Source organism: Rhizobium sp. NZLR10, assembly GCF_019685125.1.
Classification (GTDB): domain Bacteria; phylum Pseudomonadota; class Alphaproteobacteria; order Rhizobiales; family Rhizobiaceae; genus Rhizobium.
The window spans coordinates 45,518-62,254 of record NZ_JABDWE010000019.1; the positions used below are offsets into that span (position 1 = coordinate 45,518).

The window sequence follows — 16,737 nt, forward strand, 5'->3', positions numbered from 1 at the left end:
GACGTTCGCCTGCTCTACTTAGTCAGTTCGTCTTTGCCGGCGTCACCACCGAAGTCTGCGTGCAGACGACGATGCGCGAAGCAAACGACCGCGGCTATGAATGCCTGCTCGCCGAGGAGGCGACGGAAAGCTATTTCCCCGAATTCAAAGCTGCAGCCATCGCCATGATCCGCGCGCAGGGCGCTATCGTCGGCTGGACCGCCCGTGTCGACGACATTCTAGAAAGCTCGCTCATGCATGAAACCACGCGCGAACCTCTGACATCAGGCGGCTGTCAGGCGGTCGTTTCCCACCAGGCTACAATTAATTGCGCCACACGAACGATCGCTGTGGATGCTATGTCGGAAGATTCCACGGATTCACGAGTGCAACTCCCGTGCCTTCGAAATCTTTGATGTTGCGCGTGACCAGCGTCATACGGCGGGTGAAGGCTGTCGCTGCAATATAAGCGTCATTGATCGGTTTGGGGTTGGGCACATGCCATCGGGCCGCCTGAACTGCCACCGCCTCGTCCAGAGGCAGGATTCGGCCGGAAAACGCAGTGAGAACGGTATTTTCCAGCCAGTTCCGAAGCGCCTTCCCGGCGGCGGCATCATTACGCTCCACCAGCCGAACGCCAATCTCCAGTTCGTGCAGGACGACAGATGAAATGAAGGTCTGGGCCGGATCGACGGTTTCGTTCCAGACCACGACATTGGGATCAGCCTTGCCGCTCGCGACCTTGCGCAGTTCGGACACGACATTGGTATCGAGCAACATCATCAGGATAGGTCGACCGGCTGGGCATGTTCCGTGCGCTGCGGGAGCGGCAAGTCAACGTCTTCTGCACCTGGCGCCGCCAGCATGTCACCGAGCGTCCGCATTTTGCCTGTAAGCAGCTTGTACTCCTCGAATGACAGGAGAACATGCGCAGGCCGTCCCCTGTCGGTGATGATGACAGGCCCAGACTTGGTGGCGCGCTTTGCGCGGCCAAGATCCTGATTGAGTTCTCGGCCTGACAGCGTGGTGATGGTCATGGCCAGCCTCCAGCATTTCGTGGTTACGTAACCACATTTAATCCGCATAAATCGGAATTGCAAGATGCAGCGGCTCGCGGGGCAGCGATCGCAAGCTGCGCGACTGACAGTCGGCAGGCGTAAAGCGCTCGAGGAAAGCGTCGCTCGACCGGAAGAAGCCGCCGGCATCATCGCAGAAGATCAACTCGTGCCCGCCAGTCGGGCGGAACTTCAGCGGCATCACATTCGTCGCAGCAGTCTTTCGATCACCGCCCGGCGAAGCGTGTCGGTCTCGCGATGAATCTTCTGGCGGTAGAGCGTATGCCGGAATTCAGCAACTATAGCCGGATCGGAAGTGCTCAGCGCGACGCCCCGCTCGGTGGTCGCGACGTCCACGTCAGGATGTAGATAAGAGAAGCGTGCGATCGCTTCATCGAGATAGGGCCGAAAGATCGGCGCAATGTCTATAGTCACGAATGTCATTCCGAACGAGCAACCAGGAGATGCGAATATAGCCGGGTTGCGACGATTCCAGAATCTTATCGCGAGAGTTGATCCAGACTTTTTTGGGCTTTGCTTCAACGAGATATGAAAGCGCCGGGAATTCGACCCGGATGCAGGTTTCGCATCTTGGATAGTAAACCTGGTGGTGTATATTTGCATCTCGGCGAGGGCGACGGCAGCATGGGGATGAAGGCAGGATACGCGACGCTGCTGTTTGCATATATGCTCTTAGCAGTGTCGGCGGCGGAATCGTTCGCGGATATCCGACCGGTTCGCGACGTTCAGAAGGCGTTGGCGGGACAAGGGTTCGACGCGGGGGTGCCAGACGGCATCTGGGGAACAAAATCCATTTCCGCGTTGAAGGGATTTCAACGCGCTCATGATCTCATCCCGACTGGCGTCATCACCCAAGATTCGTTATGGACGCTCTTTCCGTCTATCGCCACCTCCACACCGCCTCCTGCAGCCAATACGCAGGATGCCGTCCCCGCACCTGCCGTGCAGACGTCCACGTCGGAAAGATCGTCGTCCGAACCAACGAAACTGCCGATACGCGAGGCACAGGTGACGCCCGCTGCCTCCGCGCCGAGCCCGACAGCGGACAAGAAAGGCGATGGGTCGAGCTACTTCATTGTCATGCTCATTTTTTTCGGCGTGTTCGTGTTCTTGTGGGGAAGATCGAGGAAGGCGCCCATCGCCAATGGACGGCGTCGAGCATCGCGCTGAGACTTCGCCTCTCGGCGTCATTTTGGTCAGCGGGAGGCGCGATGCTCTACGATCTATGCGGGCCTATTCAAGGACGAGCGACGCCTCACCCCTCGAAACTCCCACCTGCCCCACGAAAGCGGAGCGCAAGGAGCGGGGCAGTCGGTCCAGCTTCCCCTTCGGGCCACTATGATGAAGCTCCTGCGGCTGCCCTGGTTTCCGCTCATTGCGCGTCGAGAATTCCCGGAATCCCGGCCGCTGGCCGGCGCTATGCTTATTTCTCCGATACTCTTCATTTCCAGGATCCGCCCAAGGCGACATGACCGCGGAGGACCGGCCTTCCTCAAAGCGAACGGGCACGCCTTCGATAAAGTCGGCGACCTAGCTTACAACGCGTTCAGTTATCGCGGCGGGTCTGGACGATTTCGTCGAGAACGTAACCGTCCTGGTCGACGGCACGCCACAGCCAATGCTTTCGACCGCCGATGGAAATCACCACCTCGTCCAGATGCCAGATATCTTTCTGCGACGGTTTCTTTCTGCGCAGTTGCTTTGCGTAGGCCGGGCCAAATTTGCGGCCCCATCGCCGGATCGTTTCATAAGAAACGACGATGCCGCGCTCCAGGAGCATTTCCTCGACCAGCCGCAGGCTCAAAGGGAACCGGAAATACAGCCACACCGCGCGGCCGATGATCTGCGGTGGAAAGCGGTGGTTCTTGTAGCTGATCGTCGACGTGCTCATCTAGCCGGCTCTATCTGCCAACCGTTAAGCCAACGACAACGTGACAACGCCTTGAGAAACCCCGATGCCCTCATCGGGCAGCAAAGCTCTGCCGGGGGCACGGCCGGAAAAACTCATCTGTTCCTCGATAGCCAGGCGCAGGTTCTGCATCAGGTGGAAGCGATCAGCCACTTGATGCGCTTGCGGCGCCCCTTCTCGAGCAGCCTGCGCGTAAAGTCCGCATCGATCTCTGCTATCAACCTCGATAGAGGGATGCTGCGTCAACCATCCTGCAACGCTCGTTACGCTTCGGTCGGCGAGAACGTCCAAAACCGTGCGCCGTTCAAGATCGACGATTATCGTGCCGTAGCGCCACGACTTCCGCCAGCCCCAGTCATCTATGCCGACCACGCGACCCGGGGTGTCGTCTTTGGCATGCGCGGCACACCGCTTCAAATGTCGAAGGATGGTATCGTCGCTGATGGGCATCCCGAGCCGTTGCATCAATCGCTCGCCGGGGCGGCCGCCAGCATTATGGCCAAGCATGCCCACTATCTCCGCGACCCTGGTTGTCCGACGGGCATAGGGGGCGGCAATCGCTGGGATGCGGTCAGTGAAAGTCCGCCGTTTGCAGAGCCGATATGTGCAACGCCACCGGCTCAACTGGAGCTTCACCGCCACGACTTTGCCCTGGATTGGGAGGTCTTGAAGACTGCGGTGTGACCATCCGTGTCTATTTCTGCTTTGGCATCCGCAATCAGGGCAAATCCCGGACGGCACCCCGCAGGCCGACAAAATCCAATTGCCATCCTCGCTGGGTAAAACATCTTGCACTTTGATACCCGGACCGGGCGACCATTTTGATTTCGTTCGCATGGCTAGCCCGTACCGGCATCGCCGCTAACAGCCGGTGAACCGCCACACAAATTGAGGAAGACCCTTTTTTATTGGGATTTTTCGCAAAATTGGTCGGCGCCATTCCGGTCGCCGGCATCGATCCAACTATTGACCGTCAATCACCCTTTTGCCGCATCCCTCCAGGCGCGCTCGAACGGCAGGCGCCAGGCGTGCGGGGCAATGAGTTGGTGGATCGACTTCGGCCCCCAGCCGCCCTGGTCGTAGAGGCGTACGGGCGGCGGGTTATCGAGGAGAGGTTGGGAAACCTCCCAGAGCCGCTCAATACCCTCGGCCGTAGTGAACAGCGTGTGGTCACCGCGCATGGCGTCGAGGATCAGACGCTCGTAGGCCTCCAGAACTTCGCCAATCAGGCCGGTTTCGCTCATGGCGAATTGCAGCGAGAGCTTGTCGAGCCGGAAGCCCGGGCCAGGGCGCTTGCCATAGAAGGAAAGCGAGACCTTGGAGGCATCAGCGAGGTCGAAGGTGAGGTGGTCAGGGCCCTGTGCCCCCACGCCAGATCCCGCAGGGAACATCGATTTCGGGGGCTCGCGGAATGCGATCGAAATAATGCGCTGCCCCTCGGCCATGCGCTTGCCTGTACGCAGGTAGAAGGGAACGCCGGCCCAGCGCCAGTTGTCGATGGCGCATTTTAGGGCGATGAAGGTGTCAGTGTCGCTTTCGGGATCGACGCCAGGCTCATTGCGGTAGCCAATGTATTGACCGTGCACCACGTCGCGCGGCTCAATCGGCAACATGGAGCGGAACACCTTGTTCTTTTCTTCCGAGATTGGCGCAGGCTCAAGGGCGGTGGGCGGCTCCATCGCCATGAAGGCGAGGATCTGGAAGAGGTGGGTCACCACCATGTCACGATAGGCGCCGGTGGTCTCGTAAAAGGCGGCGCGAGTCGAAAGGCCGAGCGTCTCCGGGACGTCGATCTGCACATGGTCGATGAAGTTGCGGTTCCAGATTGGTTCGAACAGGCCATTGGCAAATCGGAAGGCCAGGATGTTTTGCGCCGGCTCCTTGCCGAGGAAATGGTCGATGCGGAAGATCTGCTTCTCGTCGAACACCTCGTGCAGCTTCTTGTTTAGTGCAACGGCACTGGCAAGATCCGTGCCGAAGGGCTTTTCCATAATGATACGGGAGCGTTCAGTCAGCTCAGCTTGGGCGAGGAGTTGCACGGCCAGAAGGGCAGCACTTGGTGGCACGGATAAATAATGCACGCGCCGCGTCTCGGCGCCCAGTGCTTCCTCGGCCCTATCGACCGCTTCCTTGAGAGCATTGGCGCCGGCAGCGAGCGGGACGTAGTCGAGTGATGCGGCAAACGCTTCCCATTCGGACTGCGAGAACTTGCGAGTCAAGAACTTGTCCAGCGAGTCACGGGCAATGGTGCGGAAGGCATCGGCGTCGATGTCGTCGAGCGAGACGCCGATAATGCGGCACCCTGGGATGAAGCCCGCATTGGTGAGGTGGAACAGCCCGGTCAGTAGCTTGCGCCGTGAGAGATCGCCCGTTGCGCCGACGAGCACAACGACCTGTGGATAGCCGGGGCCAACCCGAGTTGAATTCTTGCGCAAAACACTCATCCTCAAGTCTTCCGTTGTCCCTTGGGGATGGAGGTCGACCCCAGCTCCGCGCTGCCGCGAAGCGGCTATCTTCGTGCGTGATGCCATGACGTTGAAGCTCACCCCTCTAAGGTTAAATAGAGGCATGGATTGCCTAGCGGAGCAAGGGGCGGCAGTAGCGTCCCGAAGTGCCCCGTCTTAGCTACTTCGGTCGCTCGCTTGTCGACTTTCTTGATAGCAAGGTCTTGAACACCTCATTCAGTAAGATGACCCTCCTCAGAGGCGCAGGGCGGTCATTGACAGCAAATCCAAAGCTGACGCTCGGGGGCTTCGATATCAGTTGCCTTTGAATTCCGTTTGTCAAAGATTGAGTTCTGCAGTCACGGCAGCGTGCCATGCGAAGGTGACGCCTTCGCCAGCCGGCCAAACCGTCGAACCTTGCTGTTTACGAGCATCAGCGTGCCAATCAGCCCACGCGCCGGCGTTGTCACGTTGTCGTTGGCTTAACGGTTGGCAGATAGAGCCGGCTAGATGAGCACGTCGACGATCAGCTACAAGAACCACCGCTTTCCACCGCAGATCATCGGCCGTGCGGTGTGGCTGTATTTCCGGTTCCCTTTGAGCCTGCAGCTGGTCGAGGAAATGCTCCTGGAGCGCGGCATCGTCGTTTCTTATGAAACGATCCGGCGATGGGGCCGCAAATTTGGCCCGGCCTACGCAAAGCAACTGCGCAGAAAGAAACCGTCGCAGAAAGATATCTGGCATCTGGACGAGGTGGTGATTTCCATCGGCGGTCGAAAGCATTGGCTGTGGCGTGCCGTCAACCAGGACGGTTACGTTCTCGACGAAATCGTCCAGACCCGCCGCGATATCAAGGCTGCCAGGCGACTGCTGCTCAGACTGCTGAAGAAGCAAGGTCTGACGCCGAAGCGCATCATCACCGACAAACTGCGCTCCTACGGCGCCGCAAAACGGAATGTCATGCCCAGTATCGAACATCGATCACACAAGGGCCTGAACAATCGGGCGGAGAGTTCTCATCTGCCATTGCGAAAGCGAGAACGGATGATGCAGGGATTTCGATCGGTCGGCGGTTTGCAACGCTTCGTCGCGATCTTTTCTGCAGTCCGAAATCTCTTCGTCGCGCCGCACCAAAAACGCTCCGCTCTGGCCACCCACATCCATCGTATCGACGCTATGGCGCAGTGGAAAGCTGCGACAGCCGCCGGTGCCTGATTACGCAGATACACACCTCATTCTTGGCAGTGGAGAAACAACGTGACAACGCCGGGCAGTTACATGACGGGCGCGGTAATCGCGGTAACGGGTGGCGAAATCATGATCTGAAAGGACCACGCCTGAAGGTTTCCGAAAGTGGAAAACAAGAGTGGCACCTTGCCATCTTGCAGCGAGTGGCACGAGCAAACCTATGTTGGCGCATTAAAAATACGGACACTCGATTGGCTCTTGCGCAGCACCTGATTACAAGCGCCGGTGAAGTGCTTTCTGCGCCAAGCTTATATGTGCCTGCGGAAAGAAACACTTTTGCCGTGTGTAAGAGATTGGACGGGAGTGATCCGGTCGTTTCATTGGGCAGTCGATCGAGTTCAAAATTCTTTCCTCATGTCAGAAGCCAAAAGACTAGGGTGAAGTTCTGGCGGGCTGCCAAGCCTGTGGCGCTGCGAGACGGACGAGAACCGTCGATATCGGTAACGGCGAGCATCGTACCGAGCTCCGCTCCTATCAGTGCCCTTCCCGACAGCTGCATCCGCAGATCAGAGGCGTAGAATACACAGACTGAAGTCTTCTCGCCGTGTCCTTGGTCCGCTGACACGGCTTCGACGTTTTCCCGCCCTGGCTCTTGCGCGAGCGTTTGGATGAGGCCGACTGGATCGTTCTTGAAGTGCGCGACTTCGGCCGGCACGAAGCTGATGACTCGACCTTCGGGTCCAACGATGTCGGAGAACAGGCGTGTCCAGTCGCCGCCGCCTGGATAAATGTCGATGACGGTGGCACCCGCATCAATGCGTGCAAACCGGATCAACTCGGATGGTTTGGATTGGTCGTACATAGGTCGCGGCCTCTTCAAGCGTCCGAACTCCTCGGCCATTCTCGGGCTTACGGCGTTGATCCGGATGCCGCGGGTCGAGGCTAAGAGCGGCGGAGCGGACGAGGCCTTCGACTTCGCCGTTTGCGACCGGGAAGCCGGTCGCTACTGGGGTCGGATCGTCGAGGAGGTAACCCGACATTAGGGCGACCCTTCGTCGGAGATCAGCGGACGGTCCAGCGAGATGATGCGAACACTCAAAAAAACCGCAGCGGTGTCCCCACACGCTGAACCGCGCCGGGTTTGCCGGAGGCTCCAACTTCTGAGAAAGTGGAGCCGATATGAGCAAGACAACAAACAAGTTTTCACCTGAAGTCCGCGCCCGAGCAGTGCGGATGGTTTTGGATCACCAAGTCGAATATTCCTCGCGATGGGCAGCGGTTTCCTCGATCGCCGCCAAGATCGGCTGCACGGCGCAGACGCTCAATGAATGGGTGAAGAAGGCGGAAGTGGACGATGGTTCCCGGCCCGGACTTCCAAGCGAAGTCGCCGAGAAGATGAAGGCGCTGGAGCGGGAGAACCGCGAGCTTCGGCAGGCCAACGAGATACTGCGCAAAGCGTCCGCTTATTTCGCGATGGCGGAGCTCGACCGCCCATTGAAGCGATGATCTCCTTCATCGACGAACACCGCTCGGTATTCGGGGTCGAGCCGATCTGCAGACTGCTGCCGATTGTCCCATCAACCTACTACGAGAACGTTGCCAAACGCCTGGACGTGGACCGGCTGTCGGTCCGCGCCCGCAGCGACATTGCATTGAAGATCGAGATACGCCGTGTGTTCGAGGCAAACTTCCGCGTCTACGGCGTGCGCAAGGTCTGGCGGCAATTGAAGCGGGAGGGCTTCGATATAGCCCGCGGCACCGTCGCCCGGCTCATGCGATCGATGGGACTTCAGGGTATTATCCGGGGCAAGCCGATCCGCACGACGATCCCGGACAAGACGGCTCCGAGCCCCCTTGATCGGGTGAAGCGCCAATTCAAGGCTCCTGCGCCGAACAGGCTCTGGGTTTCGGATTTCACCTACGTCGCCACCTGGCAAGGCTTCGTCTACGTGGCCTTCGTCATCGACGCCTTCGCGCGCCGGATTGTCGGCTGGCGGGTGAGTCGGACGGCCCATGCAGGGTTCGTCCTCGATGCTTTGGAACAGGCCCTTCATGAGCGGCGTCCCGTTCATGGCGGCGGCCTGCTTCACCACTCGGACAGGGGCGTTCATCGGCAAAGTCGACGTTGGTCCAAAGCCTGGAGCCCGGAACAGATCGCGCGGCGTCTGAGACTGGACTTTCCCGAGGACCCAACCATGCGTATCAGTCATGAAGCCATCTATCAGGCGCTTTACATCCAGGGCCGCGGCGCACTGAAACGAGAACTTTCGGCCTGCTTGCGCTCTGGACGGGCGCTGCGCTTACCCCGCGAACGTGCTCGTAACCGTGGCAAATCCTTCCTTGGTGATGCATTGATGATCAGCGATCGCCCCGCAGAGATTGGCGATAGGGCGGTCCCTGGCCACTGGGAGGGCGATCTCATTCTCGGTCTCAGCAGCTCCGCGATCGGAACGCTCGTAGAGCGCACGACGCGGTTTACAATGCTCCTACACCTGCCACGCATGGAACGTCATGGGATCGACAAATCCATCAAGAACGGTCCTGCTCTTGCTGGGCATGGCGCCGAAGCCGTCCGTGATGCTATCGCCGAAACCATCATGGAGCTACCGGCGCACCTACGCCAATCCCTGACTTGGGACCAGGGTGCCGAGATGGCTCAACACGCACAGCTTCGGATCGACACTGGCCTCGATATCTATTTCTGTGACCCTCAAAGCCCGTGGCAGCGCGGGAGCAACGAAAATACCAACGGCCTGCTGCGACAATACTTTCCAAAGGGCACGGATCTCAGCCAGCATAGCGCCGATGAGATCAACGCTGTAGCGCATGCTCTCAATAGCAGGCCCCGCAAAACGCTGGGCTGGCGCACACCTGCAGAGGCTCTCGACGGGTTGCTCAAATCAGATATGGTCAAGGGTGTTGCGGCGACCGATTGAATCTGCCCAATACGTGTCGATCAAGTATTCGGAGCGACTGGCCGAGGCAGGCATCGAGCCTTCCGTCGGAAGCGTCGGCGACTCTTACGACAACGCCCTCGCCGAAACGATCAATGGCCTCTACAAGGCCGAGGTCATCCATCGGCGCGGACCGTGGCGCAGGTTCGAAGCGGTGGAATTCGCGACCCTGGAATGGGTCGACTGGTTCAACCATCGACGACTTCTGGAGCCCATCGGCAACATTCCGCCAGCCGAAGCCGAGGAGCAGTATTACGCCATGCTGGACGAACCAGCCATGGCCGCATAACTTAAACCAAACAGCCTCCGGCAAACCCGGCGCGGTTCAGCCTGTGTCCACAAGTGCTTTATCACGCGCTACCTCCCACAAGTTGGCTTGGGTGGCGGTTTGATATCCGGTCTTTAGTTCGATACCTCGCTGGTCTTCTATATCTGCGATATCAAGCCGCCTTGTGAAGCGCTGGCCGTTGACGTTTACTTGAATGGTGACTTCGGGAGTACCCCATCCGATCTCTTCATCCCGCCTGACGGCCGCTGAGAATTCCTGAAATCCGCCTCACGGCGCCGCTATGATGATTTCTCCGATACTCTTCATTGTTGGGTTTGGAACCCGCTTTGCAGGCGGATTCCGTTATCGCATTTCTTTTCTACCAACGTCCTTGATCACAAATAGCGATTGCTAGAAGCTCTTGGTCGGACCTTTCTCCGGCACCTTATGACCGCCGTATTTCCAAGCGGCGCGTCGGGCCAATGGCAGTCTTGAGGTCAGTGCTTGCGCTCGCCCTTGTCAACCCTGCCCAGGCTTGCCTCGTGTTTCGCGGGAGTTGCTTGCCGCAAGGAATGCAGGGCTGAAATCAGCTGGAAGGCGAGTTGTCATTCGCAGGCCCGATCTGCGCGTACCCAGCTTGTGACAGGTGCTCCTGGACGCTCGCGTGAATCAGCGCGGCCTCCACCTCGCCCAAGCTGAGCCCCTTATCGATCCCATAGTCCACGATAGTGTCGACCGGGACGCTGTCGGTCACGTTCATGGCGCGCATAGCCATGAAGTCCAGGACAAAGCGGTTATGAGCATCGGTATCCACGGCGCCTCCTGTCTGCCTGACAGATGCGGCAAACATCGCACGATTCCTGCGCGCTGTGAAAGCAGGATGGTTAAGACGCAGTGACGGAGAACGGCGTGATGGACAGGCTTCGGCGGCAGGGGCCGAGGCGCCCATTGAAACGGTTGATATCGCGCTCAAGCCTGCTATGTTCTCGATTTGTTTCGGCGCAAGTCATATGCCGATCCCATCGCCATCGCTGAAGCCGCCATGAACGACATGAGTTCGACTCCCGTCCGAAAAATCGTCCATGTCGACATGGACGCGTTTTATGCGTCGGTCGAGCAGCGTGATAACCCGGCATTGCGGGGCAAACCGATTGCCGTCGGCGGCTCGGCCGCTCGCGGCGTGGTGGCGGCGGCGAGCTACGAGGCGCGTGTCTATGGTGTCCACTCCGCGATGCCATCGGTGACCGCCAAGAGAAAATGCCCGGATCTGATCTTCGTGCCGCCGCGCTTCGATGTCTACAGGGCGGTGTCGCAGCAGATCCGCGAAATCTTCACCGAATACACGCCTCTGATCGAGCCGCTTTCGCTCGACGAGGCCTACCTCGATGTTACCGACAATCTCAAGGGCATGGAGATTGCCACCGAGATCGCGCTGGAGGTCCGCGCCAAGATCAAGCATGTCACCGGCCTCAATGCCTCGGCCGGGATTTCCTACAATAAGTTCCTCGCCAAGATGGCGAGCGATCTGAACAAGCCCAATGGCCAGGCTGTGATTACGCCGAAGAACGGGCCGGCCTTCGTCGTGGCCCTGCCCGTCAAGAAATTCCATGGCGTCGGCCCCGCGACGACTAAGAAGATGCACCGGCTCGGGATCGACACCGGCGCCGATCTCAAGCAGCAGACCCTCGAATTCCTGGTCGAGCATTTCGGGACGTCGGGGCCATATTTTTACGGCATTGCCCGCGGCATCGACGAGCGCCAGGTCAAGCCGAACCGGGTGCGCAAATCCGTCGGCGCCGAGGACACCTTCTCAGAAGACCTCCATACCGTTGAGCCGGCCCGTGAAGGGCTTCAGCCGCTGATCGAAAAGGTGTGGGCTTATTGCGAGGCCAATGCGATCGGCGCCAAGACGGTGACGCTCAAGGTCAAGTATGCCGACTTCAACCAGATCACCCGCAGCAAGACGGTTCCCGCACCTCTGGCGGCGATCACCGAGTTGGAGGACATCGTCAGCCTTTTGCTGGTGCCGATCTTTCCGCCCCGAAAGGGCATTCGCCTGCTCGGCGTCTCACTGTCGTCGCTGGAGCGGCGGAATTCCGGAAGGCAGCCGCAGTTGCGGTTGGCGCTTTAGACAGCCAGCATCGGCTGGGCAGAAGCGCCCGCGTGGCGCTTGAGCCGGAACGTCCCCGCCGCTAGCGGCCGTAGGATTTCCTCTTCGGGCACAAGTTCGTCGAGCCAGGCCATGCGTTGGTGCCGTGTCAGCACCGCCATCTGCCGGTCGTGGAACGGCGCGATATCAGGGTTCGCTTCAATCGTCAGGATGGCGTAGGCCTCCGGCCAGTCCTCGGTTGCCGGCCGCCAGATCCCCGCGAAATAGAACCAGTCGCCATTGGTGAGCGAGAAGCTGAAGCTCTTATGGCGAAACTCCGAGGCCGGCACCAGGCAGCGGTGGGTCGGGAACGTCCGTCCTTCCGATCGGACGACGTTGACGGCGCGGGGGCCGCCGTCGCGCGGGCGCAGTCCCCACGGCAGTTCCACCATCTCCACATCGCCGTCATGGCGTCTTATGATGACGCGGCGCTTGTCGAGTGGGGCGTCGGACTGGAAAACGGTCGCGTTCATAGTGATTGGAACATATCAGGAACGCGTACATTAGACAAGGTCGATGGATAATCGTGTGCGGATAGCCGAAAGCTGCTACTCTCAATGGATGCGCCCAAATGAGACCGAACTTCAGATGGTCATGCGGCATGTTCGCGATGGCGCCGCCATCGTCGCGCGCCAAACTGCGCTGATCAAAAGACTGGCTGGTCTCCCCCTGCCGACAAGACAAGCTGAAGACCTCCTCGTTCTGCTGGAGCGCATACAATCCGAGCACATATTGCACCTGCAGCGCCTCGGTCGTGAGGTGATGGCACCCACATTCGAAGGGAAGAGCAATGTGCAATGATTATCGGCTGATGGTGGATGTCGCCTCGGTTGTCGAGGATTTCGCCCACCTCAAGATCAAGATCCGTTTCGGTGAAGGCGCGCCGAACCTCGAAGCGTGCGAAGACATCAAGATAACCGATGCCGGCCCCATCGTCAGGACGATCGATGGTGTCCGCGACGAGGCCGAGCTCGTGCAGCGGCGCTGGAGCTGGCCGGGGCCGAACAAGCGGCCGGTCTATAATTTCCGTTCGGAGGGACGGGAGTTCACCTCCAATCGCTGCCTGATCGTTGCCGACGGCTTTTACGAGTTCACGGATCCAAAGGATGCCAAAAAGAAGCGCAAGGACAAGTGGCTGTTTACCAAGAAGGACGAGCCGATTTTCTGCATCGCCGGCATCTGGCGCGAAACGCCGGAGATCGGCCAGGCCGTCACTATGCTGACGATGGAGCCGGGGCCGGACATCGCGCCGTACCACGACCGGCAGATTGTCATCCTCGAGCGCAACGCGTGGGCCGACTGGCTCGATCCAACTGTTTCTGCAAAGTCATTGATCCGGCCGCTTTTAGCGGGAACGCTATCGGTGGAGCAGGTCGGTTGACCGATGATCGCTGATTACACGTGACGTATGGAAGTGAGATTCGCCGTCCCCCGGCAGTGCGTTTGCTCGAACCCTCGCCCTACCTGACCTGTAGAGGCGAACTACTGAAGCTGTGTCCTGCACTCGCCTTGCCTTGTTAGCGTCACGGAAGCAGTCATATAAGGCGCGATGAATTCAGATTCCAAAATATTCGTTGGCTTGCGACCCCTCCGCAAAAAGACAGATTCGAACCGGAAGCCGGATGGTCCGAAATGCCAATGGGACGGGTGCCAAAAGGGCGGCATTCACCGCGCTCCCGTCGGACGGGATGGAGAGGGATTGTATCTGCTCTTCTGTGCCGAGCATATGAAGGACTACGGCAGAGGCTACAATTTTGCGAGCAATCTGTCCGATCCTGTCGTCGCTCGCTATCAGAGAGAAGCGGCAAGCGGCGCCCGTCCGACCTGGGGAAGCAGGATCCGTCAGCCTGCGGAGGCAGCGCTCCCCTTCACGGTCCGATCTGGTTCTGCAAAGGCGATGAATGCCCGCAGAAACGCTGCAGAACGTCAGGGGGCAAGAGCGGATCTTCAACGGCGCAAGCTGAAAGTGCTGGAAGCCAAAGCGTTCGAAACACTCGGCCTTCTGCCGGAGGCAAGCCCCGAGCAAATCAGAAGCCGCTACAAGCAGAAGCTAAAGATGCACCATCCTGACGCTAACAGCGGAGATCGGAATTCGGAGGACGAGCTTCGGGCTGCAATCGACGCCTATAAGATCCTCAAATTGAACGGCTTTTGCTGAACAAAAAGAGCGCTGGCGAGCAGCGGCTCGACCTCCATAAACGGCCCGGCCGCACGAGCGAGCGTGCAATATCGATGGGGTCGACACGCGAGGCGGTTGGGTCTTTTCTGTTCCAGGCGACACCGAGCCCCGATCTTGAACCACACCCCTCACCCTCTTCAGCTCGAACCCGCGGTTTGGCAGATCCTGCGTCCATTCCGGGACGAAACCGATGCCAAGCCCGGCGGAGAGAAGCGATACAGCGAGAAGGTGTCGCCGCAGGGGTAGGCGACATTGCCGCTCAGATCGTGCTCCTTGAATTTTTCCGCAAAATAACGCTCGCTGTAGGAGGGGTTTTGGCGGGAGAAGGAGATGATCTTCTCCATCCTCGATGGCGGTCTCGCTCTTGGCGGACAATGGCCTGGAGATAACGAGAAAGAAGCGTAAGGAGCCGCTCCACCTGCCGGATGAAGCCGAGATTGCTGCGGCCTGCCTCGATATGGCGGATGCTGTCATCGGTGGTACCGCTTTCGATATGCTGGCGGATATCGGGATATTTGCGGGCAATGCCTGAGAGGAAGGACGGCAGCATGCCGATCGTGGCGGGATAGACGGTACCGATCGCAATCTTTCGCGCCGTCTTGCCGGCGACCGACCAGGCGATCTAGCAAAAGTTACCGCGAACACTGTCAGCCGCGTTGAGCAGGACGATTTTGGACCGCGGGGCGCGCAGCCGGTTACTACCATTGGCGCGATAGGTATCGGGCGCCGGCACTGTGAGCCGCTTCGCGGGTCTTACCACAGGATCACAAACGGTGACCTGGACCCGCGACTGGTAACTCAGCATCCTGTGGCAATTGCCATCTGCCGCTCGGCCGCGGACGCGGTCCATGGATATTATAACGTCTTGCTTTTTATTGGCGCAGCTTGGGCTTTGATAAAAGCCCAAGCTGCGGAGTAATTCCGGGAGCTCCGGAGCGGACCCGTTACATCATGCCGCCCATGCCGCCCATGCCGCCCATGTCAGGCATGCCGCCGCCGGTAGCATCCTTCTTCGGTAGATCGGCAATCATGGCTTCTGTGGTCACCAGCAGGCCGGCAACCGAAGCCGCGTTCTGCAGGGCGGTGCGCACAACCTTTACCGGATCGACAATGCCCATGGCGATCATGTCGCCATATTCAGACGTCTGAGCGTTGTAACCGAAGTTGTCGGTATTGCTTTCCAGGATCTTGCCGACCACGATCGAACCTTCGTCACCGGCGTTTTCGGCAATCTGGCGAACCAGCGACTGAAGTGCCTTGCGGATGATCGCTATACCGGCGTTCTGGTCGTCATTCTCGCCCTTGATATCGAGGACGATGGAAGCGCGCAGCAGAGCTGTGCCACCGCCTGGAACGATGCCTTCTTCAACAGCCGCGCGTGTGGCGTTGAGCGCGTCGTCGATGCGATCCTTCTTTTCCTTGACTTCGACTTCCGTCGAGCCGCCAACGCGGATGACGGCAACGCCGCCAGCGAGCTTGGCAAGGCGTTCCTGCAGCTTCTCGCGGTCGTAGTCGGAGGTGGTTTCCTCGATCTGAGCCTTGATCTGGCCGATGCGACCGTCAATATCCGCCTTGGTGCCCGCACCATCAACGATGGTAGTATTCTCCTTGGTGATAGAGACCTTTTTGGCACGGCCGAGCATCTCGAGCGTGACGTTTTCGAGCTTGATGCCGAGGTCTTCGGAGATGACAGTGCCGCCGGTCAGGATCGCCAGATCCTCCAGCATGGCCTTGCGGCGGTCGCCGAAGCCAGGAGCCTTGACGGCAGCGATCTTGAGGCCGCCGCGCAGCTTGTTGACGACGAGCGTCGCGAGAGCTTCGCCTTCGACGTCCTCGGAAATGATGAGCAGCGGCTTGCCACTCTGGACGACTGCTTCCAGGATAGGAAGCATGGCCTGCAGATTGGAGAGCTTCTTTTCGTGCAGCAGCACATAGGCATCTTCCAGTTCAGCCACCATCTTTTCGGCATTGGTGACAAAATAGGGGCTAAGATAACCACGATCGAACTGCATGCCTTCGACGACTTCGAGCTCGGTTTCGGCGGTCTTGGCTTCTTCGACGGTAATCACACCCTCATTGCCAACCTTCTGCATCGCGTCGGCGATATACTGGCCTATTTCCTTCTCGCCATTGGCCGAGATGGTGCCGACCTGGGCAATCTCTTCCGATGTGTTGATCTTCTTGGCCTTGGCCAGCAGGTCCTTCACGACCGCGGTAACGGCGAGATCGATGCCGCGCTTCAGGTCCATCGGGTTCATGCCGGCTGCAACGGCCTTGCCGCCTTCGCGAACGATCGCCTGGGCGAGAACGGTAGCTGTGGTGGTACCGTCGCCAGCGACGTCATTGGTCTTCGAAGCGACTTCGCGGACCATCTGGGCGCCCATGTTTTCGAACTTGTCGTCCAGTTCGATTTCCTTGGCGACAGCGACGCCGTCCTTGGTAATGCGCGGTGCGCCGAAGGACTTGTCGATCACGACGTTGCGGCCCTTCGGACCGAGCGTGACCTTCACTGCATCGGCAAGAATATCGACGCCCCGCAGCAGCTTCTCGCGTGCATCACGGCCGAATTTGATCTGTTTCGCAGACATGGA

The 16,737-nt window shown here is 59.2% G+C and carries 14 protein-coding genes, 9 pseudogenes and 1 other annotated feature; of the genes and pseudogenes, 10 read left to right on the forward strand and 13 right to left on the reverse strand.

The features are described from left to right. Nucleotides 1–17: 17 nt before the first annotated feature. Nucleotides 18–227, forward strand: a pseudogene (locus HJB82_RS24850) (cysteine hydrolase family protein); the annotation flags it as partial. 109 nt (nucleotides 228–336) lie between these two features. Here the strand turns inward: HJB82_RS24850 and HJB82_RS24855 are convergent. The 4 genes from HJB82_RS24855 to HJB82_RS24870 are packed head-to-tail and all read right to left on the reverse strand — an operon-like array spanning nucleotide 337 to nucleotide 1,469. Then, nucleotides 337–762 (reverse strand): type II toxin-antitoxin system VapC family toxin, encoded by a 426-nt coding sequence (locus tag HJB82_RS24855; RefSeq protein ID WP_207584492.1) that lies wholly within the window; start codon nucleotides 760–762, stop codon nucleotides 337–339. Beyond that, nucleotides 762–1,016 (reverse strand): type II toxin-antitoxin system Phd/YefM family antitoxin, encoded by a 255-nt coding sequence (locus HJB82_RS24860; protein WP_207584491.1) that lies wholly within the window; start codon nucleotides 1,014–1,016, stop codon nucleotides 762–764. The genes HJB82_RS24855 and HJB82_RS24860 overlap by 1 nt, the downstream gene beginning before the upstream one ends. Before the next feature lie 37 nt (nucleotides 1,017–1,053). After that, nucleotides 1,054–1,236: a hypothetical protein gene (locus HJB82_RS24865; RefSeq protein WP_207585203.1), complete on the reverse strand. Its 183-nt coding sequence runs from the start codon at nucleotides 1,234–1,236 to the stop codon at nucleotides 1,054–1,056. Next, entirely contained in the window at nucleotides 1,236–1,469 is a 234-nt protein-coding gene (locus tag HJB82_RS24870) for a hypothetical protein (RefSeq protein WP_207584490.1), read from the reverse strand. The genes HJB82_RS24865 and HJB82_RS24870 overlap by 1 nt, the downstream gene beginning before the upstream one ends. Before the next feature lie 156 nt (nucleotides 1,470–1,625). Here HJB82_RS24870 and HJB82_RS24875 point away from each other — a divergent pair, with 156 nt between their 5' ends. Further along, entirely contained in the window at nucleotides 1,626–2,225 is a 600-nt protein-coding gene (locus HJB82_RS24875) for a peptidoglycan-binding protein (RefSeq protein ID WP_221141809.1), read from the forward strand. Nucleotides 2,226–2,607: 382 nt separating this feature from the next. Here HJB82_RS24875 and HJB82_RS24880 read toward each other — a convergent pair. The 4 genes and pseudogenes from HJB82_RS24880 to zwf form a co-directional block, all read right to left on the reverse strand. After that, nucleotides 2,608–2,993, reverse strand: a pseudogene (locus tag HJB82_RS24880) (IS6 family transposase); the annotation flags it as partial. 16 nt (nucleotides 2,994–3,009) lie between these two features. Continuing rightward, nucleotides 3,010–3,723, reverse strand: a pseudogene (locus tag HJB82_RS24885) (ISL3 family transposase); the annotation flags it as partial. Further along, complete coding sequence (locus HJB82_RS24890) at nucleotides 3,683–3,904, reverse strand: hypothetical protein (protein ID WP_221141856.1); 222 nt, start codon at nucleotides 3,902–3,904, stop codon at nucleotides 3,683–3,685. The gene HJB82_RS24890 and the pseudogene HJB82_RS24885, both read right to left, overlap by 41 nt. Nucleotides 3,905–3,941: 37 nt before the next feature. After that, complete coding sequence (gene zwf / locus HJB82_RS24895; protein ID WP_221141811.1) at nucleotides 3,942–5,408, reverse strand: glucose-6-phosphate dehydrogenase; 1,467 nt, start codon at nucleotides 5,406–5,408, stop codon at nucleotides 3,942–3,944. 463 nt (nucleotides 5,409–5,871) lie between these two features. Between zwf and HJB82_RS24900 the strand changes: the two are divergent. After that, nucleotides 5,872–6,623, forward strand: a pseudogene (locus tag HJB82_RS24900) (IS6 family transposase). Between the two features lie 586 nt (nucleotides 6,624–7,209). Here HJB82_RS24900 and HJB82_RS24905 read toward each other — a convergent pair. Then, a pseudogene (locus HJB82_RS24905) lies at nucleotides 7,210–7,458 on the reverse strand (methyltransferase); the annotation flags it as partial. Between the two features lie 317 nt (nucleotides 7,459–7,775). Here HJB82_RS24905 and HJB82_RS24910 point away from each other — a divergent pair. The 3 pseudogenes from HJB82_RS24910 to HJB82_RS24920 all read left to right on the forward strand — a co-directional run. Continuing rightward, nucleotides 7,776–8,731: pseudogene (locus HJB82_RS24910) on the forward strand (IS3 family transposase); the annotation flags it as partial. Next, nucleotides 8,057–8,173, forward strand: a sequence feature (AL1L pseudoknot). It overlaps the preceding pseudogene by 117 nt. After that, nucleotides 8,708–9,532: pseudogene (locus tag HJB82_RS24915) on the forward strand (IS30 family transposase); the annotation flags it as partial. The pseudogenes HJB82_RS24910 and HJB82_RS24915, both read left to right, overlap by 24 nt. A gap of 4 nt (nucleotides 9,533–9,536) precedes the next feature. After that, nucleotides 9,537–9,839: pseudogene (locus HJB82_RS24920) on the forward strand (integrase core domain-containing protein); the annotation flags it as partial. Nucleotides 9,840–10,404: 565 nt separating this feature from the next. On the opposite strand, the gene HJB82_RS24925 reads toward HJB82_RS24920, so the two are convergent. Further along, nucleotides 10,405–10,632: a hypothetical protein gene (locus HJB82_RS24925; protein ID WP_221141813.1), complete on the reverse strand. Its 228-nt coding sequence runs from the start codon at nucleotides 10,630–10,632 to the stop codon at nucleotides 10,405–10,407. Between the two features lie 228 nt (nucleotides 10,633–10,860). Here HJB82_RS24925 and dinB point away from each other — a divergent pair, with 228 nt between their 5' ends. After that, a complete protein-coding gene (gene dinB / locus HJB82_RS24930) occupies nucleotides 10,861–11,949 on the forward strand; it encodes a DNA polymerase IV (protein ID WP_221141815.1) in 1,089 nt (362 codons plus the stop codon). Here dinB and HJB82_RS24935 read toward each other — a convergent pair. Further along, on the reverse strand, nucleotides 11,946–12,440 hold the full coding sequence (locus tag HJB82_RS24935) for an SOS response-associated peptidase family protein (protein WP_221133012.1): 495 nt from the start codon (nucleotides 12,438–12,440) through the stop codon (nucleotides 11,946–11,948). The genes dinB and HJB82_RS24935 overlap by 4 nt on opposite strands. Nucleotides 12,441–12,483: 43 nt before the next feature. On the opposite strand from HJB82_RS24935, the gene HJB82_RS24940 reads away from it, so the two are divergent. From HJB82_RS24940 to HJB82_RS24950, 3 genes are all read left to right on the forward strand, one after another. Beyond that, nucleotides 12,484–12,768 (forward strand): hypothetical protein, encoded by a 285-nt coding sequence (locus HJB82_RS24940; RefSeq protein ID WP_246762817.1) that lies wholly within the window; start codon nucleotides 12,484–12,486, stop codon nucleotides 12,766–12,768. Next, the gene (locus HJB82_RS24945; RefSeq protein WP_221141817.1) at nucleotides 12,758–13,348 is read left to right on the forward strand and encodes an SOS response-associated peptidase family protein; all 591 of its coding nucleotides are present in this window, start codon (nucleotides 12,758–12,760) and stop codon (nucleotides 13,346–13,348) included. Before HJB82_RS24940 ends, HJB82_RS24945 begins: the two co-directional genes overlap by 11 nt. 168 nt (nucleotides 13,349–13,516) lie before the next feature. Further along, nucleotides 13,517–14,125: a J domain-containing protein gene (locus HJB82_RS24950; protein ID WP_207584479.1), complete on the forward strand. Its 609-nt coding sequence runs from the start codon at nucleotides 13,517–13,519 to the stop codon at nucleotides 14,123–14,125. Here the strand turns inward: HJB82_RS24950 and HJB82_RS31760 are convergent. Further along, nucleotides 14,103–14,768, reverse strand: a pseudogene (locus HJB82_RS31760) (LysR substrate-binding domain-containing protein); the annotation flags it as partial. The gene HJB82_RS24950 and the pseudogene HJB82_RS31760 overlap by 23 nt on opposite strands. Before the next feature lie 322 nt (nucleotides 14,769–15,090). Continuing rightward, nucleotides 15,091–16,734, reverse strand: a complete 1,644-nt coding sequence (gene groL, locus HJB82_RS24965) for a chaperonin GroEL (protein WP_207584476.1) — start codon at nucleotides 16,732–16,734, stop codon at nucleotides 15,091–15,093. Nucleotides 16,735–16,737: the final 3 nt, after the last annotated feature.

Excerpts from the sequence above, each read along its gene's own strand:
- HJB82_RS24855 (WP_207584492.1), bottom strand. The coding sequence starts at position 762 with ATGATGTTGCTCGATACCAATGTCGTGTCCGAACTGCGCAAGGTCGCG.
- HJB82_RS24860 (WP_207584491.1), bottom strand. The coding sequence starts at position 1,016 with ATGACCATCACCACGCTGTCAGGCCGAGAACTCAATCAGGATCTTGGC.
- HJB82_RS24865 (WP_207585203.1), bottom strand. The coding sequence starts at position 1,236 with ATGCCGCTGAAGTTCCGCCCGACTGGCGGGCACGAGTTGATCTTCTGC.
- HJB82_RS24890 (WP_221141856.1), bottom strand. The coding sequence starts at position 3,904 with ATGGCGCCGACCAATTTTGCGAAAAATCCCAATAAAAAAGGGTCTTCC.
- zwf (WP_221141811.1), bottom strand. The coding sequence starts at position 5,408 with ATGAGTGTTTTGCGCAAGAATTCAACTCGGGTTGGCCCCGGCTATCCA.
- dinB (WP_221141815.1), top strand. The coding sequence starts at position 10,861 with ATGAACGACATGAGTTCGACTCCCGTCCGAAAAATCGTCCATGTCGAC.
- HJB82_RS24935 (WP_221133012.1), bottom strand. The coding sequence starts at position 12,440 with ATGAACGCGACCGTTTTCCAGTCCGACGCCCCACTCGACAAGCGCCGC.
- HJB82_RS24940 (WP_246762817.1), top strand. The coding sequence starts at position 12,484 with ATGGATAATCGTGTGCGGATAGCCGAAAGCTGCTACTCTCAATGGATG.
- HJB82_RS24945 (WP_221141817.1), top strand. The coding sequence starts at position 12,758 with ATGTGCAATGATTATCGGCTGATGGTGGATGTCGCCTCGGTTGTCGAG.
- HJB82_RS24950 (WP_207584479.1), top strand. The coding sequence starts at position 13,517 with ATGAATTCAGATTCCAAAATATTCGTTGGCTTGCGACCCCTCCGCAAA.
- groL (WP_207584476.1), bottom strand. The coding sequence starts at position 16,734 with ATGTCTGCGAAACAGATCAAATTCGGCCGTGATGCACGCGAGAAGCTG.